Raw genomic sequence first — 23,169 nt, 5'->3', positions numbered from 1 at the left:
TTGTCGCCTTTCGTGTTAACTAATCGCCCACTGATTGAGACGGTCTCTCGACGTCAGCCGCCGTCTTCCGGTAAACCTCAATGTCGAGGAGGGTCTCCATCGGCGGAGACATCCTGCGTCTGGGGAGACGAAGGATGACGTCGCAGACTGGAGGGCGGGCAGGAGGCCCAGGGCGCGGTGTGCCGGGCCGGGGCTTCGCCGAAGGCCAGGCAGCCTTTGCGGAAGCGACCCCCGCGATGACGGAAGCGCCGGGTTCCGCGCTGACGCCGCTGGTGCTGCTGGCCGACGACGAACGCGAACTCACGGATGAAATGGCGGCCTATCTGCAGCGCTACGGGTTGCGCACGCTGGTCGCCAATTCCTTCCAGGCGGCGCTCGCCATCCTCGACACGCACCGGCCGGACGCGATCATCCTGGACCAGCGGCTGGGCCCGGTGGACACGCTGCCGCATCTGCCGGAATTGCGCGCGCGCACCGATGCGCCGATCCTGATCGTGACCGGCAACCGGGAGGAGACGGATCGTGTGCTGGGGCTCGAACTCGGCGCCGACGATTTCCTGGTGAAGCCGGTCTCCGGCCGCGAACTGGTGGCGCGGCTGCGCGCGCGGATCCGCCGGCCCGGCAACGCCGCCGCCGCCCCGCCGCGGCGGGACCGTTGGCGCCTGCAGCCCGTGGAGCGCCGCCTGCTGCGCCCCGACGGCACCGTGCTGGACCTGACGACGGCGGAATTCGACCTGCTGGCGGTCATGGCATCCCAGCCCGGGGAGGTGCAGACGCGGGAGGCGCTGACCCAACTGGTGTTCCGCCGTCCCTGGCGGCCCGGCGACCGGGCGGTGGACAATGCGGTCCTGCATCTCCGCCAGAAGCTGGCGCCGGAGCTGGGGGAACGCTGCATCGTCACCATTCGTCAGGTCGGCTACGTCTTCATCGGCTTCCCGAATTCCTGATTTTTCTTCGGCATATCAATAAGTTGATGCTCGCCGTGGGGTTGTGCGGCGTCGCGCCGGCGGCGACACGGCGCGACATAACCGGCTGATCGGGGGCGCGTGGCCGGGACAGGCGGCGACAAAGCCCCCGGCATGGCGCCCCGCCCTGGCCCGGCGACGACAAATCCCCCGCCAGGCCCCTGGTTCCGCCCCGGCGACGACATTCGCCGGGCGCGGCGACAATCCGGTCAACACTTCGGCGATAATCCTGGTGATGATGAACGCCCCTTCCGGTGGCGCGGGCGCCCCCGCAGCCGGAACGGCATGGCGCCAGCGGCGTTGGCCCCCCCGACCGAAGGGGGTTCTGGATGCCGAGGCGACGCAGGAAGCAGGGCGAGGAGGCGGTGCGGGAGCCCCTCTGGTGGCGCGACGCCGTCATCTACCAGCTGCACCCGAAGTCCTTCATGGATGGGAATGACGACGGCGTCGGCGATTTCGCGGGGCTGATCGCGCGGCTGGACCACGCCGCCGGCCTTGGCGTGGATGCGATCTGGCTGCTGCCCTTCTATCCGTCACCCCGCAGGGACGACGGCTACGACATCAGCAACTACCGCGCGGTCCACCCGGACTACGGGTCGCTCGCCGATTTCAAGCGGCTGATCCGGGAAGCCCATGCCCGCGGCCTCAAGGTCATCACCGAACTCGTCATCAACCACACCAGCGACGAGCATCCCTGGTTCCGCCGCGCCCGGCGGTCCCCGCCCGGGTCCTGGCAGCGGGACTTCTATGTCTGGTCCGATGACGACCGGCGCTACGACGGCACGCGCATCATCTTCCTGGATACGGAGAAGTCGAACTGGACCTGGGACCCGGTCGCGAAGGCCTATTTCTGGCATCGCTTCTACAGCCACCAGCCCGACCTGAACTTCGACAACCCGCGGGTGCTGGAGGCGGTGCTGCGCGTGATGCGCTTCTGGCTCGACCTCGGCGTTGATGGCCTGCGGCTCGATGCCGTGCCCTACCTGGTGGAACGCGACGGCACGAACAATGAGAACCTGCCCGAGACGCATGACATCCTGAAGCGCATCCGCGCGGCGCTCGACGCCGACTACCCCAACCGGATGCTGCTGGCGGAGGCGAACCAGTGGCCGGAGGATGTGCAGGCCTATTTCGGCACCGGCGACGAATGCCACATGTGCTTCCACTTCCCGCTGATGCCGCGGATGTACATGGGCGTCGCGCAGGAAGACCGCTTCCCCATCACCGACATCCTGCGCCAGACGCCCGACATCCCGGAGGGATGCCAATGGGCGGTGTTCCTGCGCAACCACGATGAACTGACGCTGGAGATGGTGACGGATGCGGAGCGCGACACGCTCTGGTCCGTCTATGCCGCGGATCGCCGCGCGCGCATCAACCTCGGCATCCGCCGTCGCCTCGCCCCGCTGATGGAGCGCGACCGAAGGCGCATCGAACTGATGAACGGCCTCCTGCTCTCCATGCCCGGCACGCCTGTCATCTACTATGGCGATGAGATCGGGATGGGCGACAACGTCTATCTGCGGGACCGCGACGGCGTGCGCACGCCGATGCAATGGTCGCCTGACCGCAATGGCGGCTTCTCCCGCGCCGATCCGGCGGCGCTGGTGCTGCCTGTCATCCAGGACGCCACCTATGGCTACCAGGCCGTCAATGTGGAGACGCAGGCGCGGGACGCGCATAGCCTGCTGAACTGGACACGCCGGATGCTGGCGGTGCGCCGCCGCACCCGTGCCTTCGGCCGCGGCGCGATGCGGCTGCTCTATCCCGGCAACCGCAAGGTGCTGGCCTATGTCAGGGAGTGGGAGGGGGAGGCGGTGCTCTGCGTCTTCAACCTCTCCCGCGCCGCGCAGGCGGTGGAACTGGACCTGGCCGCTCACATCGGCCGCGTGCCGGTGGAGATGCTGGGCGGCACGCCCTTCCCGCCGATCGGGCCGCTGCCCTACGTCCTGACCCTGCCGCCCTATGCCTTCCACTGGTTCCTGCTGGCGGAGGGGGCCGCACTGCCGGCCTGGCACGTCCCGCCGCCGGAGCCGCTGCCCGAACTCCGCACCCTGGTCGGCCGCCCGGGCGGCGACTGGCTACCCGGCGAGGCCCGGCAGGTGCTGGAGAGGGAGGTCCTGCCCGCCTGGCTGCCGCGCCGCCGCTGGTTCGGATCGAAGGATGCGCAGCCCGGCGGCCTGGCCGCCCGCTTCGCCTATGCGGTGCCGATGCAGGCGGGCCCGGAACCGCTGCTGCTGGCGGAGGTGGAGGCTGCGGGGGAACGCTGGTCCCTGCCGCTGGCCCGGATCGGGGAGGAGGATGCGGCCAAGCCCGCGGGGCAGCTTGCCCTGTCGCGCCTGCGGCACGGATCGCGCATCGGGCTGCTGACCGATGCCGTCGCCACCGATGGCTTCGCCCGCGCCGTGCTGGCGGCCTGCCAGGCTGGCCGCGTGCTGGCGACGCCGGAAGGGGAGCTGCGCTTCCAGCCGACCCCGGCCCTGGCCGAGCTGGTGCTGCCGGACACGCCGGAGGTCCGGCGCCTCGGTGTCGAGCAATCCAACACGACGGTGATCCTGGGGGAGGCGGTGGTGCTGAAGCTCCTGCGCCGCATCCAGCCGGGCCAGCATCCGGAAGCGGAAATGGCGCGGCACCTGACGGAAGCGGCCTATCCCGGCACCCCCGCCTTGCTCGGCCAGGTGGTGCGGGTGGCGCCGGACGGCACGCCGCATACGCTGATGCTGCTGCAGGCCTTCGCCCGCAACCAGGGCGATGCCTGGGCCTGGACGCTGGATTGGCTGGCCCGCAGCGTGGACGACGCCGCGCTGACGGAAGCCGAGCCGGAAGACCCGCTGGCGGGCTACCTGCCAGTGGCGGAGGCCATCGGCCGGCGGCTTGCCCAGCTTCACCTGGTGCTGGCCCGGCCCAGCGAGGATCCGGATTTCGCGCCCGTGCCCCTGGATGCCGCGATGGCGCGCGGCATCGCAGCCGAAGCGGCCAGCGGGCTCGATCGCGCGCTCGGGCGGCTCGACCGTCCCGGCCTGCTGCCACCCGGCCCGGCGGCCGATGCCGCGCGGCGGCTGGTGGCGGATCGCGCCCGCCTGGTGGAGGCCATCCGCGCCTTGGTGCCCGACCCGGCCGGGCTTCTGGCCACGCGCTGCCATGGCGATTTCCACCTGGGCCAGGTGCTGGTGGCGACCGGCGATGCGGTGATCCTGGATTTCGAGGGCGAGCCCGCACGGCCCCTCGCCGCCCGGCGCGCCAAGTCCAGCCCCTGGCGGGACGTGGCGGGCCTGCTGCGCAGCCTGGACTATGCGGCGGCGGTGGCGGCGGCGACGGAGGAAAGCGGGACGGCGACCGCCGCGTCCTCCACCCGGCGGGCGGCGCTGATCACGCGCTGGCGCGGCGCGGCGGAGGCCGCCTTCCTCGCCGCCTACCGCGCGGCGTGGGAGGGGGAGGCCGGGGTGGCGACGGCGGGTGCCGCGACGCTGCTCGACCTCTTCCTGGTGGAAAAGGCGGCCTATGAGGTCGGCTACGAACTGGCGAACCGCCCGGCCTGGCTGCCGGTGCCGGTGCTCGGGTTGGCGGCGGTTCTCGACCGGCTGGTGCCGGCGGCGGAAGGCTTGCAACCCTGACGGGAAAACTCACCTTGACGTGATTAAAGTATACACTTAGACGTGAGCGCGCTGCCTCTCATTCCCGTGAGGCGCTGGCGCCGCTCCCGTCCCGCGGCGTCCCTGCATCCAGGCCGGGAGCCCGCCATGAACATCAACCTGCTCGTCCGCGGCCAGTCCAACGCGATCCTGCTGATGGAAAGCAATGGCTGGTCCGGTGCCGGGACCATCACCCGGGAAGTCCAGCGACTGCTGGGCTTCGATGGGGTGAAGGACACGGTGTCGCTGGTCTATGACCGGTTCGACGCCAACAGCAGCACCGCCTTCGGCGGCACCGCGCTGATCGGGGATTGGCTGAAGCCGGCCGGCACGGGCTGGCAACTGGGGTCGCAGGAACAGGCCCTGCTGAACGAGATCGCGGACATGTCCGTCGCCCAGCGCGCCGACCCGACCGCGGTGCTGTGGCTGCACAGCGAATACGACAGCGCGAATGCGTCCCTGACGACGGAGCAATGGGTCTCCGCCCTGCGCTACGACGCGGCGCTGGTGCGGGCCGCGCTGGGGCAGGGAGCTGCCACCGTCCCCTACAACTTCGTCTCCGCGATGCCGTACTGGGGCACGGAGGAAGGCCACCAGGCGATCCGGCGCGGCATGGAACAGCTGGCCGCCGATGCGTCCTTCAATGCCAGCATCGCGGCGCGCATGCAGGACATCAACGCGACGACGGATGACTGGGACAGCAACCCGAACACCATCGAGTATGGTGGCGGCCACATCGACGCGGGCGACGCCGCGCAGACCGTGCTGCGCGCGGCGCGCGGCATCGCCGAAAGCCTGGCGGAGTACGCGAAGGCGGGCTCCATCGTCGCGCAATCCGGTGGCGATATCGCCGACAAGGGGCCGCAGGTGGTTCGCGCGACCCTCACCGCCGCTGACCAACTGCGCATCGACGTCGCACATGATCACGCCGCGGGCTTCCAGGCCCTGGATGCCGATGCGGCGACGGGGCTGGGCTGGTGCGTGCAGGGCGCGGGCGGCACGGTCTGGGGCAAGGCGGCGACGCTGGTGGATGGGGACACGCTGCTGGTCGCCTTCTCCGGCCCCGTGCCCGCCGGCGGCACGCTGTTCTACGGCTATGGCTATGGCCGCCTGGCGGGGGCGGATGGGTCGGGCCGCGGCAACGCGGTCTACGACGACCAGGGCATGCCGATCTGGGTCGCCGCTGAGGGGCTGAGGATCGGCGCGACAGTGACGCCCCCGCCCGCTGTCACCAACCTCACCCTCACCGGCACGGCGGGCGATGATGCGCTGGCGGGCGGCGCGGGCGCGGACACCATCGGCGGCGGCGCTGGCAGCGACGACCTCCAGGGCGGCGCCGGCGATGACCGGCTGGCGGGCGGGGCGGGCGATGATGGCCTGACGCTCGGTGCCGGCGCGGATGTCGTCGTCTTCACCAAGGGCGATGGTGTCGATTGGGTGGTGGATTTCACGCCCGGCACGGACAGGCTGGAACTGCACGGCTTCGCCGCCGCGCAGGTTTTCACCAAGGCGGCCAGCTACTGGGGCATGGCGGGGCTCGATGTCCTGCTGCCGAACGGGGAGAAGCTGTTCCTCCAGGGCGTCACCGCGCTGGGCGCCAGTGACCTGGTGCTGAAGGACGTGCCGGTGGTGGTGCCGGCGGGCCTGGTGCTGGCCGGCACGGCGGGGAATGACACGCTGAAGGGTGGTGCGCTGGCGGACAGCCTCTCCGGCGGGGCGGGCCATGACTACCTCCAGGGCTTCGCCGGGCACGACACGCTGGCCGGTGGTGCGGGGAATGACGTGCTGCTGGGCAATGATGGCAATGATCTGCTGCTGGGCGGCGATGGCGACGACCAGCTGCGCGGCCACGCCGGCAGCGACATCCTGACCACCGGCTTGGGCGTGGACCGCGTCTACATCGCGAAGGGCGATGGGCAGGACCGCGTGACGGACTTCACGCTGGGCACCGACAAGGTCGTGCTATCCGGCATCACGGCGGCGGACGTGACGGCGAAGGTCGCGGTGGTGTCCGGCATCGCCGGCCTGCAACTGACGCTGTCCGACGGCACCTCGCTGTTCCTGGAGGGGCTCAGCGCCGTGACGGCGAAGCAACTGGGCCTGTCCGGCAGCTTCGCGGCGGGCAGCACCGCGCTGCCGGCGACGACGGCGACGGTCCTGGGCACGGCGGGGGATGACTGGCTGAAGGGCGGCACCGGGGCGGATTACCTCCAGGGCGGCGCCGGGTCGGACGATTTGCAAGGGCTGGGCGGCAATGACGTGCTGCGGGGCGGGCTTGGCGATGATGGGCTGACGGGCGGGGCGGGGGCGGATCTGTTCGTCTTCGCGAAGGGCGATGGGCAGGATTGGGTGGTGGATTTCGCCCGCGGCACGGACAGGCTGCGGCTGGAGGGCTACGCGGCGGGCGACCTGACCCAGGCGGTTGAGACGCGCTGGGGGATGGTCGGCCTGGCCATCGACCTCGGCACCGGGGGGGATGAGGTGTTCCTCCAGGGCGTCACCGCGGTGCTGGGGGCGAACGACCTGATTTTCGCCTGACCCTTACGCCCGGCCCGGGGTTTGCTTAACTGCAAGCCATGATCGGGACCTCACTCGCCTTCATCCTCAATGGCCGGCCGGTCGCGCTGCCGGCCGGCACCTCCCCCACCACCTCCGTGCTCGACTGGCTGCGCGCCAGCGGCATGACCGGCACGAAGGAGGGCTGCGCGGAGGGCGATTGCGGCGCCTGCACCATTGTCCTGGAGGATGCGGACGGCACCCGCACCCCCATCAATGCCTGCCTGGCCATGCTCGGCCAGATGCAGGGCCGCGCGATCCGCACGGTGGAGGGCCTGCGCGCCCCCGATGGCGGCGCCCACCCCATCCAGCGCGCCATGGCCGAAAGCGACGGCACGCAATGCGGCTTCTGCACCCCCGGCATCGTCATGACCGCCTGGGCGCATGCCCGCGAAGGCGGGGAGGTGCATGAGGCCCTGGCCGGCAACCTCTGCCGTTGCACCGGCTACCGCCCGATCCTGGATGTCTTCGCGACCCTGGCCGATGACGGCGCCGCCCCGCCGGCCCTGCCCGAACCCGCCCCCGCGCGCTTCGACGCCCCCGGCCAGGTCTTCCACCTGCCCGCCACCCTGCCCGAATTGCTGGCCCTTCGCGCCGCCCATCCGCGGGCCTGGCTGCTGGCTGGCGGCACCGATCTCGGCCTTCGTGTCTCCGACCACCGTGAACAGCCGCCCGCCATCATCTGCCTGCTGAACGTGCCGGAGCTGCACCGTCTGGAAGCGACGCCCGACGCCATCGAGGCCGGCGCCGCCGTGCCCTATGCCCGGCTGCTGGCCCTGTTCCGCCGCGAAGCCGGCTTCGGCCCCTATGCCGGGCTGCTCGCCCGGCTGGGATCGCGCCAGATCCGCGGCCTCGGCACGCTCGGCGGCAATCTCGGCACCGCGTCGCCCATCGGCGATGCGCTGCCGCCGCTGCTGGCGCTCGGCGCCTCTGTCACGCTGGCGTCGCAGGCCGGCACGCGGACGCTGCCCGTGGCCGACTTCCTGCTGGGCTATCGCAAGAACGCGCTCGCGCCCGGGGAGGTCATCCTCTCCGTCACGCTCCCGCGTCCCGACCCCGCCGCGCTCTTCGCCTGCGAGAAGATCAGCAAGCGCCATGACCAGGACATCGCGACGGTCGGCGCCGCGATGCTGCTGCTTCTCGATGCCGGGCTGGTCGTGGAAGCGCGCCTGGCCTTCGGCGGCGTCGGCCCCATCGCCGCCCGCGCATCGCGGACGGAGGCCGCGCTGCTCGGCCGCCCCTTCGACGAAGCCGCCGTCAACGATGCCGCGGAGGCGCTGATGCAGGATATCGCCCCCCTGTCCGACTGGCGCGGCACCGCCGATTACCGCCGCCTGGTCGCGCAGGGCGTGCTGCGACGCCTCCATCTCCGCGCCACCCAGCCGGGCCTGCCCGCCGACATCATGGAGGTGGTGTGATGGACGGCACGCTCCCCCGCCGCGGCGCCGGCGCCGCGCTGCGCCATGACAGCGCCCTGAAGCACACCACGGGCGAGGCCCGCTTCGCCGATGACGCGGCGGAAGCCCCCGGCACGCTGCATGGCGCGCTGGTGCTGTCCGATGTCCCGCACGGCCATGTCACGGCGCTGCACCTCGATGCCGCCCGCGCCATGGAGGGTGTCGTCGCCATCATCGGCCCCCGGGATATCCCGGGGAAGAACGACATTGCGGCGGTGGGCTCGGGCGAGCCGCTTTTCGCCGATCCGCTGGTGGAATTCGCGGGCCAGCCTTTGGCCCTTGTCCTCGCCACCACGCGCGACCAGGCGCTGCGCGCCGCCGCGGCCGTGCGCGCCGATATCGCGCCGCTGGACCCCGTGCTGTCCATCGAGGCCGGGCTGGACCGCGCGCAATACGTCATCGCGCCGCAGACCATGAAGCGCGGCGACGCCGCCGCCGCCATCGCCGCCGCACCCCGCCGGATGGAGGCGGAGTTCCGCGCCGGCGGGCAGGAGCATTTCTACCTCGAAGGCCAGATCGCCATCGCGACGCCGGGCGAGGATGGCGACATCGCCGTCATCTCCTCCACCCAGCATCCCTCCGAAGGCCAGCATGTCGTCGCCCGCGTGCTGGGCTGCGACTACAACCGCGTCACCGTGATCTGCCGGCGCATGGGTGGCGGCTTCGGCGGCAAGGAGAGCAATGCGAGCTGGGTCGCCGCCGCCGCCGCCCTCGGCGCGCGAGTCAGCGGCCGGCCCGTGAAGCTGCGCCTGGCGCGGCGCGCGGACATGATCGCGACGGGCAAGCGCCATCCCTTCCTGTATCGCTGGACCGCGGGCTTCGATGCCGCGGGCCGCATCCTCGGATTGCAGGCGCTGCTGGCGGCCGATGGGGGCTGGAGCCTCGACATGTCCGGCGGCGTGGTGTTCCGCGCCATCACCCATGCCGTGAATTGCTGCGACGTGCCGGATGTGGAGATCACGGGCTGCGCGGTGAAGACCAACACCGTCTCCCACACCGCCTTCCGCGGCTTCGGCGGCCCGCAGGGCGCGCTGCTGATGGAGGATGTGGTCCATCGCGTCGCCGCCGCCTGCGGCCTGGCCCCGGATGTGGTCCGCGCGCGCAACTTCCTCGGCAGCAACGGCAATTCCGACGAGCTGCCCTATGGCCAGAAGGTGGAAGGCGACCTGATCGCCCGCGTCTGGGCGGAAGCGAAGCAGGACAGCGAATGGGATCGCCGCCGCGGTGAGATCGCGGCCTTCAACGCGCGCCACCCGACGCTGCGCCGCGGCCTCGGTTCCATGGTGCTGAGCTTCGGCATCTCCTTCGGCATCATGCATCTCAACCAGGCCGGCGCGCTGGTGCATGTCTACACCGATGGCTCCATCCGCCTGAACCATGGCGGGACAGAGATGGGGCAGGGGCTGTTCGTGAAGATCGCGCAGGTGGTCTCCGATGTCTTCGGCACGGACCTCGAACGCGTCGCGATCACCGCGACCAGCACGGCGGAGGTGCCGAACACCGCGCCGACGGCGGCCAGCACGGGCAGCGACCTGAATGGCTGGGCCGCGCATAACGCCGCCATGACCATCCGCGACCGCATGGCGAATGTCGCCGCCGCCCGCTGGGGCATCGCGCCCGCCGATGTGGTCTTCGCGGACAACCGTGTCTGGGCGGAGCGTGCGGGATCGAACCGCTTCCTCGAATTCGGGGAGTTGGCAAAACTCTGCTTCCTGGCACGGGTGTCGCTGTCCTCGACCGGCTACTACCGCACGCCTGACATCCACTGGGACCCCAAGGCGATGCGGGGGAATCCCTTCTTCTACTTCTCCTATGGCGCCGCGGTGTCCGAGGTGATCGTCGATACGCTGACGGGGGAACACCGGTGCCTGCGGACCGACATCGTCCAGGATTGCGGCCGCAGCCTGAACCCCGCCGTCGATCGCGGCCAGATCGAGGGCGCCTTCGTCCAGGGCATGGGCTGGCTGACCTGCGAGGAACTCTGGTGGGACCAGGCCGGGCGGCTGCGCACCGTCGGCCCCTCCACCTACAAGATCCCCGGCAGCCGGGACGTCCCGCCCGCCTTCAGCGTCCGCCTGCTGGAAGGGGTGCCCGCGCGCAGCGAGACCATCTTCCGCTCCAAGGCCGTGGGCGAGCCGCCGCTGCTGCTGGCCATCAGCGTCGCCAACGCCATCAAGGACGCGATCGGGGTGGAGGGCCTCGACCTGCCCGCCACGCCCGAACGGGTGCTGATGGCGATCCGCGCGAAGGGCTAGGGACGCGGGGGCGGAGAGGGTTATGCTCCCTGCGCTACAGCAGGGAGGAAGCCATGGCCGAGGACAGCGCTGCCGCGATCCGTCCCTTCTTCGACGGGGCGACCAACACCGTCACCTACCTGGTCTGGGACCCCGCCACGAAGCGCGGCGCCGTGGTGGACCCCGTGCTGGACTGGGACAACCGGAGCGGGGAGGCCGATACCGCCTCCGCCGCCGCCGTACTCGCCGCCGCCGAGACGGAGGGCGTGACCATCGACTGGGTGCTGGAGACCCATGTCCATGCGGACCACCTCACCGCCGCCCCCTGGATCAAGGCCCGCACCGCCGCGCGCATCGGCATCGGCGCGGGCGTGAAGCAGGTGCAGACCATCTTCCGCCCCGTCTTCGCGCTGTCGGATGTCCTGCCGGAGGGTGGCGATTTCGACCACCTCTTCACGGATGGGGACCGTTTCGCGCTGGGCGACCTCCAGGTGGAGGTGCTGCACGTGCCCGGCCATACGCCCGCCTGCGTCGCCTACAAAATCGGCGTCGCGCCGGAAGCCCGGTCCAACCAGCCCGCCGATGTTTTCGTGGGCGACACGCTCTTCATGCATGATGCCGGGACGGCGCGGGCTGATTTCCCCGGGGGCGATGCCCGCACGCTCTACCGCTCCATCCGCCGCATCCTCGCCCTGCCGCCGGAAACCCGGCTCTGGATCTGCCATGACTACAAGGCGCCGGGCCGTGACGCCTTCGCCTGGCAGTCCAGCGTCGCCGCCCAGCGCGCGAACAACCCGCATGTGAAGGACGGGATGAGCGAGGAGGATTTCATCGCCTTCCGCACCGCCCGCGACGCGACGCTGGCCGCGCCAACGCTGCTGCTGCCCTCCATCCAGGTGAACATCCGTGCGGGGCGGTTCCCGGCGGCGGAGGCGAATGGCGTCCGCTACCTGAAGATCCCCGTGACCGCGAAGCGGGGCGCCAGCCTGGGGTAGGGGCGGCTTGCCGAGGGCGGACCGCACCCGCATCCTTCGCCGCCACACCCAGGGAGGACTCCCCAGAATGCGTCTCGGCATGGTCGGCCTCGGCCGCATGGGCGCCAACCTCGTCCGCCGCCTCGCCCGCGCCGGCATTTCCTCGGTCGTCTGGGACCGGGACCCCACCGCCGTCGCCGCACTGGCCGCCGAGGGTGCGGAGGCGGCCACCGACCTTGCCGACCTCGTCCGGCGCCTGGAAGGCCCGCGCGCCGTCTGGGTGATGCTGCCCGCCGGCGCGGCGACCGAGGACGCCATTGCCCAGCTTGCCACGCTGCTTTCCCCCGGCGATGTCGCCATCGATGGCGGCAACGGGATGTGGAAGGACGCCATCCGCCGCGCCGCCCTGTTGCGGGAACGGGGCATCGACATGCTGGATATCGGTACCTCCGGCGGCGTCTGGGGCCTGGCGCGAGGCTACTGCCTGATGATCGGCGGGCCGGAGGCGCCCGTCCGGCGCCTGGACCCGATCTTCGCCGCGTTGGCCCCCGGCGAGGCCGCCGCTTCCCCCACCCCTGGCCGCGCTGCGGGCGCCGACCCGCGCCCGCCGCACGGCTATGTCCATGCCGGCCCCAACGGCGCGGGGCACTTCACGAAGATGGTCCACAACGCCATCGAATACGGGATGATGCAGGCCATGGCGGAGGGCCTGGAACTGCTGGAACAGGCGGGCAGCGAGACGCTGCCGCCGGAACACCGCCTCGACCTCGACGTGCCGGAAATCACGGAAGCCTGGCGCCGCGGCTCCGTCGTCGCCTCCTGGCTGCTGGATTTGACGGCGCAGGCCCTGGCGGCGGATGGGGCGCTGTCCTCCTATTCCGGCCGCGTCGGCGACAGTGGCGAAGGGCGCTGGGCGGTGCAGGCCGCGCTCGACTCCGCCGTGCCCGCGCCGGTGCTCTCCGCCGCGGTCTATGCCCGGTTCCGCAGCCGCCAGTCCGGCCCCTTCGCGGACCGAGCCCTGTCGGCGATGCGCAACGCCTTCGGCGGCCACCTGGAGCCGAAATGACCCCTCTGGTCGTCCTCATGGGCGTCTCCGGCGCGGGGAAATCCACGGTCGGCCAGGCCATCGCCGATGCGTTGGGACTGCCCTTCGCCGATGCCGATGATTTCCACCCCGAAGCCAACATCGCGAAGATGAGCCGGGGCGAATCATTGAACGACGACGACCGTTGGCCCTGGCTGGCCGCCATCGGCGCGCATCTGGCCGCGCATCGGGGCCGGGGCTGCGTCGTCACCTGTTCCGCCCTCAAGCGCGTCTATCGCGATGCGCTGCGCCAGGCGGCGCCCGACTTGCGGCTGGTCTTCCTGACCGGCGATGCCGCCCTCGTCGCCGCCCGCCAGGCCGCACGCCAGGGCCATTTCATGCCGGCAAGCCTGGTCGCCAGCCAGTTCGCCACGCTGGAACCGCCGGCGGCCGACGAAGCCGCCATCACCCTCGATGTCGGCGCCACGCCCGCCGCCCTCGCCACCGCCGCCATCAACGCCCTGCAAGAGGCCACGACGCCATGAACGGCATCTACCCCATCCTCTACGCCTATTTCACCGCGGATGGCCGGCTGGACGAGGCCGCGATGCGCAAGCAGGTGCGCTGCTGCCTGGCCGGCGGCGCGCATGGCATCGCGGTGCTGGGCCTGGCGACCGAGGTCAACAAACTCTCCGCGGCGGAAAAGCGCGACGTGGTCCGCTGGTCGGCAGAGGAGATCGCCGGCCGCGTGCCCCTCGCCGTCACGGTCGCGGAAGCCACGGCGCGGGAGGCCGCGGATTTCGTGGTGGAAGCCGCTGATCTGGGCGCCGCCTGGTGCATCCTCCAGCCGCCCCCCGTGCGCGGCCTGCCGGAAGCCGAATACATCGCCTGGTACGGGGAGGTCGCGGCGATGGTCGCGCGCCGCAGCGCCATCCCGATCGGCATCCAGAATGCCGCCGCCTATATCGGCGTGGGTCTCTCGGCCAATGGCGTCGCGACGCTGGCGCGCAACCACGTCAACGTCACGCTCATCAAGGCGGAGGACAGCGCCGTCGATGTCCAGCGGCTGATCGAGGTGACGGGCGGCGGCCTGACGGTCTTCAACGGCCGCGCGGGCATGGAACTGGTGGATTGCCTTCGCGCGGGATGCGCGGGGCTGATCCCGGCCCCGGAATGTGCCGACATCCAGGCCGCCATCTACAACCATTTCGTCTCTGGCAATGAGGCGGCGGCGGAGCGGGAGTACCAGCGCATCCTGCCGCTGATCGCCTTTGCCATGCAGGGGGTCGCCATGTTCCTCTGCTACGGCAAGCGCGTCACCGCCTGGCGCATGGGGCTGGGGGAGGTGATCGAGCGCACGCCCGCCCTCGCCCCCACGGCCTTCGGCCTGGCCTGCGCCCGCCGCTTCGCCGATTCACTGGGCCCCTATCCCGGCGCCTGAAGCCGTGGTCTGATCGGCACCGAGGAAGCAAGCTGCCAGGGCGTCCGCCGCGGGAATGATCCCCGGGGCCGGAGGAACTTCCCATGCGTATCGCGCTGCTCGCCGACATCCACGCCAACCGGGAGGCCTTCGAGGCCTGCCTCGACGACATCGCCCGCCGGGATGTCGATCGCCTCGTGCTGCTGGGGGACCTTGTCGGCTATGGCGCCGATCCCGCCTGGGTGGTGGCGAAGGCGCGCGCATTGCTGTCGCAAGGCGCCGTCATCCTCCGCGGCAACCATGACGAGGCCACCGCCTTCGCGCGCGGCGGGATGACGGCCGATGCCGCCGCCGCCATCGCCTGGACCCGCCACGCCGTGAGCGCGGAGGACGCGGCCTTCCTCGGCGCCCTGCCGATGGAGGTGGAGGAGGATGACCGCCTCTATGTCCATGCCGATGCCTCCGCCCCCGATCGCTGGATCTATGTGCGGGATGCCGATGATGCGCGCCGCAGCCTGGAAGCCTGCACCGCGCGGCTCATCTTCTGCGGTCATGTCCATGCGCCGGCGCTCTATGGCCTGACGGCGACCGCGAAGCTCGTCCCCTTCAAGCCTGTCACCGGCGTCTCCGTGCCGCTTCCCCGCCCGCGTCGCTGGCTGGCGGTCTGCGGCGCTGTCGGCCAGCCGCGGGATGGCGACCCCGCCGCCGCCTGGCATCTGTTCGATGTCATCAGCGGGGAGATCACGCTGCACCGCGTGCCCTATGACGTTGCCACGGCCAGCGACAAGGTGCGCCAGGCCGGCCTGCCGGAAAGCCTCGCCACCCGCCTGCTGCGGGGACGCTGAGATGATCCGCCTCGTGGAAGGCGAGGTGCTTGATGGCTTCACCATCGGGCGCCTGCTGCATGTCGGCGGCATGGCCGCGCTATGGCAGGTGACGCACCCGGACCACGATTCCGACCTGCTGATGAAGGTGCCCCGCCTGGCGGAGGGGGAGGATCCCGCCGCCATCGTCAGCTTCGAGATGGAGCAGATGATCCTGCCCCGCCTCGGCGGGCCGCATGTGCCGCGCTTCATCGCCAGCGGCGGCTTCGACCGCCAGCCCTATCTGGTGATGGAACGCATCCCCGGCCGCAGCCTGCTGCCGCTGATCGACGACTTGCCCCGCCCCATCGAGGAAGTCGCCGATATCGGCGCACGGGTGGCGGAGGCGCTGGACGCGCTGCATCGCCAGCACGTGGTGCACCTGGACGTGAAGCCCTCCAACATCCTGATGCGCGACAGCGGAGAGGCCGTACTGGTCGATTTCGGCCTGTCGCGCCACGCGCAACTGCCCGATCTGATGGAGGAGGAGTTCCGCCTGCCCTATGGCACCGCGCCCTACATGGCGCCGGAACAGGTCATGGGCATCCGGTCCGACCCGCGCAGCGATCTGTTTGCGCTGGGGGCCATGCTGTATTTCCTGGTGACAGGCACGCGCCCCTTCGGCGATCCGCAGCGTTTGAAGGGCCTGCAGCGCCGGCTGTGGCGGGACCCGGTGCCGCCCCGCGCCCGGCGCGCGGAATGCCCGGAATGGATGCAGGAGATCATCCTGCGCTGCCTGGAAGTGCGCCCCGAGCGCCGCCACCCCACCGCCGCGCAACTGGCCTTCGACCTGCGGCACCCCGATCAGGTGGCGCTGACCGCGCGGGCCACGAAGCGGCGCCAGGATGGCTGGGCCGCCACGCTGCGCCGACGCTTCCACCCCGACCATCGCGTGCGCTTCGACCGTGCCGTTGCGGTGATGGTGGAGGATGCACCGATCCTGGCCGTCGCGGTTGATGTGACAGAGCAGGATGAAGCACTGTCGGCGACGCTGCGCGGCACATTGGAGAAACTGCTGGCCACCATGCCGGGCGCGCGCCTCGCCTGCCTCAACGTGCTGCGGCAGAACCGCATCGCGCTGGACAGCACGCTGGATGATTTCGGCCGCAACAAGCATGTGCAGCGCCTGGTCGAGTTGAAGCACTGGGCCGCGCCGCTCGGCCTGCCGGAAGGGCGCATCACCTTCCATGTGCTGGAGGCCGTGAACCCCGCCCACGCCCTGCTGGATTATGTCCGCATGAATGGCGTGGACCATCTGGTGATGGGCGCGCGCGCCGTGTCGCTGAAGCGCAAGCTGCTCGGCAGCGTGAGCGCGGAGCTGGCGGCGGAGGCGCCTTGCAGCGTGACGGTGGTGCGGGCGCGGAGTTAACGCGGAGCGCCGAACTTCCGCACCAGCGCCACCCAGGCGGCGAAGCCATCCGGCATCGCGCTCTCCCGCCAATTCTCGTCGGGCGCGTGGAAATCCTCATCCGCCGTGGCGAAGGAGAACATGACGGTGTCGATGCCGAGCACCCGCTGCACGATATCCGTCAGTGGCAGCGTGGCGCCCATGCGCACGCGCAGCGGCCTGCGTCCTGTCGTCGCCTCCAGCGCTGCCTCCGCCGCCAGCAGCAAAGGATGGTCGCCCGGCACGGCGGTGGCCAGCGATCCGTCGCGCGCGGAGGTCACGGTCAGCGTCGCGCCCGGCGGGCAGTGCCGGCGCAGATGCGCCTCCACGGCCGCCGCCACGCGCTTCGGCTGCTGGCCGGGCACGATCCGCATGGAGAGTTTCGCGAATGCCTCCGCGGGGATCACCGTCTTGCCGCCGGCGCCGGTATAGCCGCCCCACATCCCGTTCACGTCGAGCGTCGGCTTCAGCCAGAGCCGTTCGAGAAACCCCGCGACATCGCGCCCGCTTGGCGCGATGCCGATCGAGGCGTCATGCGCCGCCACATCGTACGGAATCGCGGACAGCGCGGCGCGGTCGCCCTCCGTCACCGGCGCCGCGCCGTCACCGAAGCCCTCGACCAGGATCGTGCCCTGTTCGTCGTGCAAGGTCGCGACCAGCCGCGCCATCGCGTGCAGCGCGTTCGGTGCGACGCCGCCGTAGCGGCCGCTATGCAGATCCTTCGCCGCCGTGCGCAGCGAAATCTCCATCGCCATGTTGCCGCGCGTCGCCACCGTCATCGTCGGCAAATCCGCCCGCCAGCGCGCGCCATCGGCGGAGAGCACCGCATCCGCCCGCAGCCAATCGCGATTCTCATCGAGGATGCGCGCCAGGGACGCGGAGCCGCATTCCTCCTCCCCCTCCAGCAGCACCGTGACGTTGAAGGGCAGCCGCCCTTCCTCCGCCAGGAAGGCGCCGAGCGTCTCCATCGCCAGCAGCGACGGCCCCTTGTCGTCGGAGACCCCGCGCCCGTAGAGCCGCCCGTTGCGCGACGCCAGCACGAAGGCGGCGGAACTCCAGGCCGCCACCGGATCGGGTGGCTGGACGTCGTAATGCCCATAGACAAGCAGCGTCGGCGCCGTGGCCCCCGCGCCATGCCAGCGCGCCGTCACGGCGGGGTGGCCGCCCGCGCCCAATTCCCGCGCGCCCTCGAACCCCATCGCCGTCAGCCGCGCGATCCACCAGGCGCGCGCCTCCGCCATCCCCGCCGCATAGGCGGGATCGGTCGAGACGGATTGGCAGGCCACCAGCGCCGCCAGCCGCGCGACGAACGCTTCCTGCCCGGCCAGCAGCCGGGCCAGCACCGCATCACCCATCAGATCGAATCCAGCAGCGCCTGGAAGGTATCCCGAGACTGTTCGCGGCGGCCTTCCTCGATATCCGCGATCAGCCGGCCAACGGCCGACAGGGCAGGGGTCGGGATGCCGAGTTCCGCGGCCAGGCGCGGCGTGATGTTCAGTTGCGACGCGGCTTCGGTCTTGCGCTTGCGCACCGCCAGGTCGCGCCAGATGCCGCTATGGGTCTTGGCGGATTGGGAGGTGAATTCGCGCAGCCAGGCCACCACCGCGATGCCATCCGCATCGGGCCGCCTCGGTGCGAAGGCCATCGGTTCATAGCCGCCGAAGCCCCGCGGCGTGACGCCGCGTGCCAGCGCCACGGCGACTACTTCCCGCCCCAGCGCCAGCCAGGCCTTCATGCGGGCGGGGTCGGCGAAATTCTCCGTCATGCTGTCATGGGTCAGGGCGGTGGCGAACAGCATCGCGCCATAGCCCATCTTGCCCCAGAGATAGGCCCAGATGTCCTCCGTCAGGATCGCATCGGGCTCGAAGATGCGGCACAGATCGAACATCGCCCGCGTGCGGTCCCGCACGCTGCCATCGATCTCACCGACAACGACCGAGCCGCGGCTGCCATAGAGGATCTCCCCCGGCCCGTGCCAATCCGCGGAGAAGTTGACGAAGCAGCCCATGGTGCGCTCGGCGCCGACCGCTTCCGCGATCTCCACCTCGTTCAACCCGTTCTGGGCGGAGAAGACGTAGCCGCCAGGCGCGACGTGCGGCGCCAGCATCGGCAGCGCATCCTTCGTCGCCTGCGCCTTCACGGCAAGGACGATGCGGGAATAGGTGCCGGTCAGTTCGGCTGGTGTCACCGCCGGGATGACCTGCGTGAATTCGTCCACCGGGCCGAAGATGTGCAGCCCCGTGGTGCGGCAGGCCTCGACATGCTCGGCCACGGTATCGACCAGCAGCACCTCATGCCCCGCCCGCGCCCAGTAGGCGCCGAGCGTCCCGCCGATGGCGCCCGCGCCCCAGATGACTATCGGGTCTGCCATGGTCCCTCCAACGCTTCGCGGGTCTCGGCCACGCCTTCGTCCCAGATGCGCTGGGTCACGTCATCCGGCAGTTGCCACGGCCCGCCGAAGGCTCCGTCGCCCAGGATCTCCCGCACCTTCGCGGGGCCGCTCGCCTTCATCAGCGCGAGATCCGGCCTGGGCTTCACGCCTTCCGGCGCCTTCGCATGGGCCAGGCGCGTCCAGGGAAAATTCTCGAACCAATTGCCATGGCTGGCTGAGGGATCGGCCGCCATCGCCGCCGCCCAGGTGCGTGGCGCGTTGTACCAGTTGTGGAACTTGATGGAGAGCTCCGGCCGCTCCGTCATCATCTCCTGCGCCAGCGCGCCCACCGGCGCATTCCCCCCATGGCCGTTGACCAGCAGGATGCGCTTGAAGCCGACGCGCGCCACGCTCTCGATCAGGTCGCGCGCCACCGCCAGCAGCGTCTCCACCCGCAGGCTCACGCTGCCCGGAAACGCCGCGAAATAGGGCGCCAGCCCGAAGGGCATCGCCGGATAGACCGGCACGCCGAGCGGCGCCGCGGCTTCCACCGCCACCCGCTCCGCCAGGATCGCATCGACGCAGAGCGAGAGCTGCGCATGCTGTTCCGTGCTGCCGAAGGGCAGCACGACGCGGTCATCGAGGCGCAGATACGCCTCGATCTCCATCCAGTTGCAGTCGGCGATCCTCATCGTGTCGCCGGCGTCACGTCCCACGCATAGGTTTCCTCATCCGCCCGGCCCGACGGCATGGAGACGCGGTCCCGCCGCATCGCCCAGGCGGAGCCGACGGAGGCCAGCGGCAGGGAGACGCGTTCGCGGTTGAACAGCGCCCCGATCTGCTGCAGCAGTTCCCGCCGCTTGGCGTCGTCCAGCTCGAACTCCGAGGCCTGGATCAGGCGGTCCATCTCCGGGTTCGAATAGCCGTGCCAGTTGAAGGCGCCGAGCCGCAGCGTCGGGTTGTTGGTGTGGGCGTTGGAGGAATAGGTGTAGCTGGCCTCCCCCGTCAGCGTGCCCCAGCCCGCCATGATGTTGGACAACTCGCCGCGCGCGCGGGCGGGGAAGATCACCGCCGCGGGCTGGCCGGCGGCCTGCACCTCGATCCCGATGCGCGCCAGCATCTGCGCCATGGCGGTGCCGACGCCGCGGTCGCCCGGCAGGCGGTCATTGCTGAAGTTCAGCACCATGCGGAAGCCGTTCGGGAAGCCGGCTTCCGTCAGCAGCTGCCGGGCGCGGGCCAGGTTCGGCGTCGGGATCGGCAGGGCCGGGTTGAAGCCGAAGATGTTCGGCGTAACCATCTGCCCCTGCGGCGTGCCCATGCCCTCCATCGCGATCTCGGCCAGCGCGCGGCGGTCGATCGCCAGGTCGATGGCCTCCCGCACCCGCGGGTCGCGATAGGGGTTGGCGGCCAGGCGGGAGCCATCCCGCGCCGTCACCTGCGGGGTGTTCTCCCGGAAGTCGAACTGGAAGTTGAAGACATAGACGGTGTCGGCCTTCACGACGGAGAGCGTCCGGTCACGCTCCAGCGTCGCGACATCGGCGGCCGGCACGCGGACGATCATGTCCACCTGCCCGGTGCGAAGCTGTGCCACGCGGTTCGCGTCGTTCGGGATCTCCCGACGCACATGCCGCGCCCAGGCCGGGCGGCCGGACCAATGGCCTTCGAACCGGTCGACGATGAACTGTTCCCGCGGCGTCCAGGACACGAAGCGGTAGGGCCCCGTGCCGATCGCGGCGCGGCCCGAATTGAAGGCCTCGTTGCTCGCCTCCGGCGTCAGCCCCGCGGTGGCGCGGGCGGAGACGACGAACAGCCGGATGAAGTCGTTCGGCAGGGTGGGGGAGGGTCCGCCCGTGATGATGTGCAGCGTGTGCGGATCGACGATGCGGACATCGGTGATGCGGCGCACATAGATGCGCGTCGGGTTCGGCCCCGACAGGGTCTGCATCCGCCGGATGGAGGCGACGACATCCTCCGCCGTCATGTCGCTGCCGTCATGGAACTTCACGCCGCGGCGCAGCTTGAATTCCCAGGTCGTCGCATCGATCGGGCGCCAGGATTCCGCCAGCCCCGGCTCGATCTGCAATTGCGGGCCGGAATGGGTCAGCGTGTCGAAGATGTGCTTCAGCGCCTCGCTATGCGTGCCGGTGGCGGTGAAGTGCGGGTCGATCGATTCCGGCCCGGCGCGCACGCCCATGGTCAGGGTCTGCGCGTTCGCCGCGCCCACGAGCATCGCGCCCATGGTGGCGGACAAGGCAAGGTGGACAAATCTGCGGCTCATCGACGTGTCTCCGGGGGCTTCATTCAATCACATGCTAGGAACGGCTTGCGTCCGCTGTCCATGCCCCGATACTGCGAAGGATGCTCGGCTTCATCATTCAGCGGCTGCTCCAGGCCGGCCTCGTCATGCTGGCGATGTCGGCGCTCGTCTTCATCGGCGTATACGCCATCGGCAACCCGATCGACGTCCTGATTTCCCCGGACGCGACGCAGGACATCCGCGCGGCCGCCATCAAGTCGATGGGGCTGGACCTGCCACTGTGGCAGCAATACCTGGCCTTCCTGGGGCGCCTGCTCTCCGGCGATTTCGGGCGATCCTTCGTCTTCGGCACGCCGGTGATCGACCTAGTGCTGGCGCGCCTGCCGGCGACGCTGGAACTGGCGCTCGCCTCCGTGCTGATCGGCGCCTTCATCGGCATCCCGCTCGGCATCTATGCCGGCTACAAGCCGGAAAGCCCGATCGCGCGCGGGATCATGGCGGTCTCCGTCCTCGGCTTCTCGGTCCCCACCTTCTGGGTCGGCCTGATTCTGATCCTGTTCTTCGCCGTCCATCTGGACTGGCTGCCCGCCGGCAACCGCGGCCCCACGGCGGAGTTCCTCGGCGTGCAATGGTCCTTCCTGACGAAGGAGGGGCTGACCTTCCTGATCCTCCCCGCCCTGAACCTCAGCCTGTTCAAGCTGGCGATGATGATCCGCCTGGCACGGGCGGGCACGCGGGAGGTGATGCTGACCGACACCGTGAAATTCGCCCGCGCGGCCGGGCTGTCGGAGATGACGATCCTCCGCCGCCACGTGCTGCGCCTCATCTCCATCCCGCTGGTGACGGTGTTCGGGCTGGAATTCGGATCGACGCTCGCCTTCGCCGTGGTGACGGAGACGATCTTCTCCTGGCCTGGCGTCGGCAAGCTGATCATCGAGAGCATCACCTCCCTCGACCGCCCCGTGATGGTCGCCTACCTGGTGCTGGTGGCGTTCCTGTTCGTGACGATCAACCTGGTGGTGGATTTATCCTACGCGCTGCTCGATCCGCGGTTGCGCCGTGGTGGTCGCGGGGCATGAGGGCTTTCTGGCGGGAATACCGGGAGAACTGGATCGCCGTCGTTGCGCTGGCGGTGGTGGTGGTCATCGTCCTGGCGGCGCTGCTCGCGCCCTGGATCACGCCGCAGAACCCCTATGATCTGGCCTCGCTCGACCTGATGGATGCGCGCAAGCCGCCCGGCTTCGTGGGGTCGGAGGGCTATGTCCACTGGCTCGGCACCGATGCGCAGGGGCGGGACTTGCTGAGCGCGATCATCCACGGGCTGCGCATCTCGCTCCAGATGGGCATCGCCGCGGGGCTCTTCGCCATGACCATCGGCGCGACGCTCGGCATTCTCTCCGCCCATGCCGGCGGCTGGGTGGAGGCCGCGATCATGCGGGTGGTGGACCTCCAGCTCTCCTTCCCGGCCATCCTGCTCGCCCTGGTGCTGGTGGCGGTGCTGGGGCAGGGGAAGTCGCAACTCGTCATCGCGCTGGTGGCCGCGCAATATGCCTATTTCGCCCGCACCGCCTATGGCGCCGCCACCGCGGAACGCCAGAAGGATTATGTGGAGGCGGCCCATGCCACGCCGCTGCCGGGCTGGCGCATCGTGCTGCGCCACATCCTGCCGAACTGCCTGCCGCCGCTGATCGTCGTCGGCACCGTGCAGGTCGCCAACGCCATCGCGCTGGAGGCGACGCTGTCCTTCCTCGGCCTCGGCCTGCCGCCGACGGAGCCTTCGCTCGGCATGCTCATCGCCAACGGCTTCCAGTACATGATGAGCGGCCGCACCTGGATTTCCGTCTATCCCGGCATCGCGCTGATCGTCCTGATCGTCGCCATCAACATCGTGGGCGACCAGATACGCGACCAGTTCAACCCGAGGCTGCGTCGTTGAACCCTCAGACGCCGGGCGCGGCCTCCGGCCGCTTGGCTTCGCGCCTACGCGCGGTTGCGCGGGTTGCCGTGTTCCCCTGTGCGCGCCGGCCGC

Annotated in this window: 17 protein-coding genes; 13 read left to right on the top strand and 4 right to left on the bottom strand. The window is 70.5% G+C overall.

The features are described 5' to 3' along the window. Nucleotides 1-236 precede the first annotated feature (236 nt). The 11 genes from BM041_RS16385 (at nt 237) to BM041_RS16335 (ending at nt 16,494) form a co-directional block, all read left to right on the top strand. On the top strand, nt 237-947 hold the full coding sequence (locus BM041_RS16385; RefSeq protein WP_175533975.1) for a response regulator transcription factor: 711 nt from the start codon (nt 237-239) through the stop codon (nt 945-947). Between the two features lie 347 nt (nt 948-1,294). After that, nucleotides 1,295-4,579: a maltose alpha-D-glucosyltransferase gene (gene treS / locus BM041_RS16380; RefSeq protein ID WP_092960959.1), complete on the top strand. Its 3,285-nt coding sequence runs from the start codon at nt 1,295-1,297 to the stop codon at nt 4,577-4,579. Nucleotides 4,580-4,705: 126 nt separating this feature from the next. Beyond that, nucleotides 4,706-7,135: a calcium-binding protein gene (locus BM041_RS16375; protein WP_092960958.1), complete on the top strand. Its 2,430-nt coding sequence runs from the start codon at nt 4,706-4,708 to the stop codon at nt 7,133-7,135. 38 nt (nt 7,136-7,173) lie between these two features. Then, on the top strand, nt 7,174-8,571 hold the full coding sequence (locus BM041_RS16370; protein ID WP_281244616.1) for a xanthine dehydrogenase small subunit: 1,398 nt from the start codon (nt 7,174-7,176) through the stop codon (nt 8,569-8,571). Beyond that, complete coding sequence (xdhB, locus tag BM041_RS16365; protein ID WP_092960957.1) at nt 8,571-10,865, top strand: xanthine dehydrogenase molybdopterin binding subunit; 2,295 nt, start codon at nt 8,571-8,573, stop codon at nt 10,863-10,865. The genes BM041_RS16370 and xdhB overlap by 1 nt, the downstream gene beginning before the upstream one ends. A 53-nt stretch (nt 10,866-10,918) precedes the next feature. Further along, a complete protein-coding gene (locus tag BM041_RS16360; protein ID WP_092960956.1) occupies nt 10,919-11,839 on the top strand; it encodes an MBL fold metallo-hydrolase in 921 nt (306 codons plus the stop codon). 67 nt (nt 11,840-11,906) lie between these two features. Continuing rightward, on the top strand, nt 11,907-12,884 hold the full coding sequence (gene gnd, locus BM041_RS16355) for a phosphogluconate dehydrogenase (NAD(+)-dependent, decarboxylating) (RefSeq protein WP_092960955.1): 978 nt from the start codon (nt 11,907-11,909) through the stop codon (nt 12,882-12,884). Next, nucleotides 12,881-13,387, top strand: a complete 507-nt coding sequence (locus tag BM041_RS16350; RefSeq protein ID WP_092960954.1) for a gluconokinase — start codon at nt 12,881-12,883, stop codon at nt 13,385-13,387. The genes gnd and BM041_RS16350 overlap by 4 nt, the downstream gene beginning before the upstream one ends. Further along, nucleotides 13,384-14,283 carry a dihydrodipicolinate synthase family protein gene (locus BM041_RS16345; protein ID WP_092960953.1) on the top strand — a complete coding sequence of 300 codons (900 nt, stop codon included), beginning with the start codon at nt 13,384-13,386 and terminating at the stop codon, nt 14,281-14,283. The genes BM041_RS16350 and BM041_RS16345 overlap by 4 nt, the downstream gene beginning before the upstream one ends. Before the next feature lie 83 nt (nt 14,284-14,366). Next, nucleotides 14,367-15,107 carry a metallophosphoesterase family protein gene (locus BM041_RS16340; protein ID WP_092960952.1) on the top strand — a complete coding sequence of 247 codons (741 nt, stop codon included), beginning with the start codon at nt 14,367-14,369 and terminating at the stop codon, nt 15,105-15,107. A 1-nt stretch (nt 15,108) separates the two neighbouring features. Then, nucleotides 15,109-16,494, top strand: coding sequence for a bifunctional serine/threonine-protein kinase/universal stress protein (locus BM041_RS16335; protein WP_092960951.1), 1,386 nt, complete (start codon nt 15,109-15,111; stop codon nt 16,492-16,494). Here BM041_RS16335 and BM041_RS16330 read toward each other — a convergent pair. From BM041_RS16330 to BM041_RS16315, 4 genes are read right to left on the bottom strand one after another with little or no spacing between them, the layout of a single operon-like run. After that, on the bottom strand, nt 16,491-17,867 hold the full coding sequence (locus BM041_RS16330; protein WP_092960950.1) for a M20/M25/M40 family metallo-hydrolase: 1,377 nt from the start codon (nt 17,865-17,867) through the stop codon (nt 16,491-16,493). The genes BM041_RS16335 and BM041_RS16330 overlap by 4 nt on opposite strands. Beyond that, nucleotides 17,867-18,883: a ketopantoate reductase family protein gene (locus BM041_RS16325; RefSeq protein WP_092960949.1), complete on the bottom strand. Its 1,017-nt coding sequence runs from the start codon at nt 18,881-18,883 to the stop codon at nt 17,867-17,869. The genes BM041_RS16330 and BM041_RS16325 overlap by 1 nt, the downstream gene beginning before the upstream one ends. Continuing rightward, the gene (locus BM041_RS16320) at nt 18,868-19,599 is read right to left on the bottom strand and encodes a creatininase family protein (RefSeq protein ID WP_245762128.1); all 732 of its coding nucleotides are present in this window, start codon (nt 19,597-19,599) and stop codon (nt 18,868-18,870) included. Before BM041_RS16320 ends, BM041_RS16325 begins: the two co-directional genes overlap by 16 nt. Beyond that, nucleotides 19,572-21,161, bottom strand: a complete 1,590-nt coding sequence (locus BM041_RS16315; protein WP_092960947.1) for an ABC transporter substrate-binding protein — start codon at nt 21,159-21,161, stop codon at nt 19,572-19,574. The genes BM041_RS16320 and BM041_RS16315 overlap by 28 nt, the downstream gene beginning before the upstream one ends. Nucleotides 21,162-21,241: 80 nt before the next feature. Between BM041_RS16315 and BM041_RS16310 the strand changes: the two genes are divergently transcribed. Further along, entirely contained in the window at nt 21,242-22,219 is a 978-nt protein-coding gene (locus BM041_RS16310; protein ID WP_092960946.1) for an ABC transporter permease, read from the top strand. Further along, on the top strand, nt 22,216-23,076 hold the full coding sequence (locus BM041_RS16305; RefSeq protein WP_092960945.1) for an ABC transporter permease: 861 nt from the start codon (nt 22,216-22,218) through the stop codon (nt 23,074-23,076). The genes BM041_RS16310 and BM041_RS16305 overlap by 4 nt, the downstream gene beginning before the upstream one ends. The last annotated feature ends 93 nt before the right edge of the window (nt 23,077-23,169 follow it).

The organism is Falsiroseomonas stagni DSM 19981, assembly GCF_900114315.1.
Taxonomy (GTDB): Bacteria; Pseudomonadota; Alphaproteobacteria; order Acetobacterales; family Acetobacteraceae; genus Falsiroseomonas; species Falsiroseomonas stagni.
The sequence above is the reverse complement of the archived record's forward strand: the minus strand, read 5'-3'. Positions and strand labels throughout refer to the sequence as shown.

Excerpts from the sequence above, each read along its gene's own strand:
- BM041_RS16340 (WP_092960952.1), top strand. The coding sequence starts at position 14,367 with ATGCGTATCGCGCTGCTCGCCGACATCCACGCCAACCGGGAGGCCTTC.
- gnd (WP_092960955.1), top strand. The coding sequence starts at position 11,907 with ATGCGTCTCGGCATGGTCGGCCTCGGCCGCATGGGCGCCAACCTCGTC.
- BM041_RS16335 (WP_092960951.1), top strand. The coding sequence starts at position 15,109 with ATGATCCGCCTCGTGGAAGGCGAGGTGCTTGATGGCTTCACCATCGGG.
- BM041_RS16330 (WP_092960950.1), bottom strand. The coding sequence starts at position 17,867 with ATGGGTGATGCGGTGCTGGCCCGGCTGCTGGCCGGGCAGGAAGCGTTC.
- BM041_RS16385 (WP_175533975.1), top strand. The coding sequence starts at position 237 with ATGACGGAAGCGCCGGGTTCCGCGCTGACGCCGCTGGTGCTGCTGGCC.
- BM041_RS16375 (WP_092960958.1), top strand. The coding sequence starts at position 4,706 with ATGAACATCAACCTGCTCGTCCGCGGCCAGTCCAACGCGATCCTGCTG.
- BM041_RS16325 (WP_092960949.1), bottom strand. The coding sequence starts at position 18,883 with ATGGCAGACCCGATAGTCATCTGGGGCGCGGGCGCCATCGGCGGGACG.
- BM041_RS16350 (WP_092960954.1), top strand. The coding sequence starts at position 12,881 with ATGACCCCTCTGGTCGTCCTCATGGGCGTCTCCGGCGCGGGGAAATCC.
- BM041_RS16360 (WP_092960956.1), top strand. The coding sequence starts at position 10,919 with ATGGCCGAGGACAGCGCTGCCGCGATCCGTCCCTTCTTCGACGGGGCG.
- BM041_RS16310 (WP_092960946.1), top strand. The coding sequence starts at position 21,242 with ATGCTCGGCTTCATCATTCAGCGGCTGCTCCAGGCCGGCCTCGTCATG.
- treS (WP_092960959.1), top strand. The coding sequence starts at position 1,295 with ATGCCGAGGCGACGCAGGAAGCAGGGCGAGGAGGCGGTGCGGGAGCCC.
- BM041_RS16345 (WP_092960953.1), top strand. The coding sequence starts at position 13,384 with ATGAACGGCATCTACCCCATCCTCTACGCCTATTTCACCGCGGATGGC.
- BM041_RS16370 (WP_281244616.1), top strand. The coding sequence starts at position 7,174 with ATGATCGGGACCTCACTCGCCTTCATCCTCAATGGCCGGCCGGTCGCG.
- xdhB (WP_092960957.1), top strand. The coding sequence starts at position 8,571 with ATGGACGGCACGCTCCCCCGCCGCGGCGCCGGCGCCGCGCTGCGCCAT.
- BM041_RS16305 (WP_092960945.1), top strand. The coding sequence starts at position 22,216 with ATGAGGGCTTTCTGGCGGGAATACCGGGAGAACTGGATCGCCGTCGTT.
- BM041_RS16315 (WP_092960947.1), bottom strand. The coding sequence starts at position 21,161 with ATGAGCCGCAGATTTGTCCACCTTGCCTTGTCCGCCACCATGGGCGCG.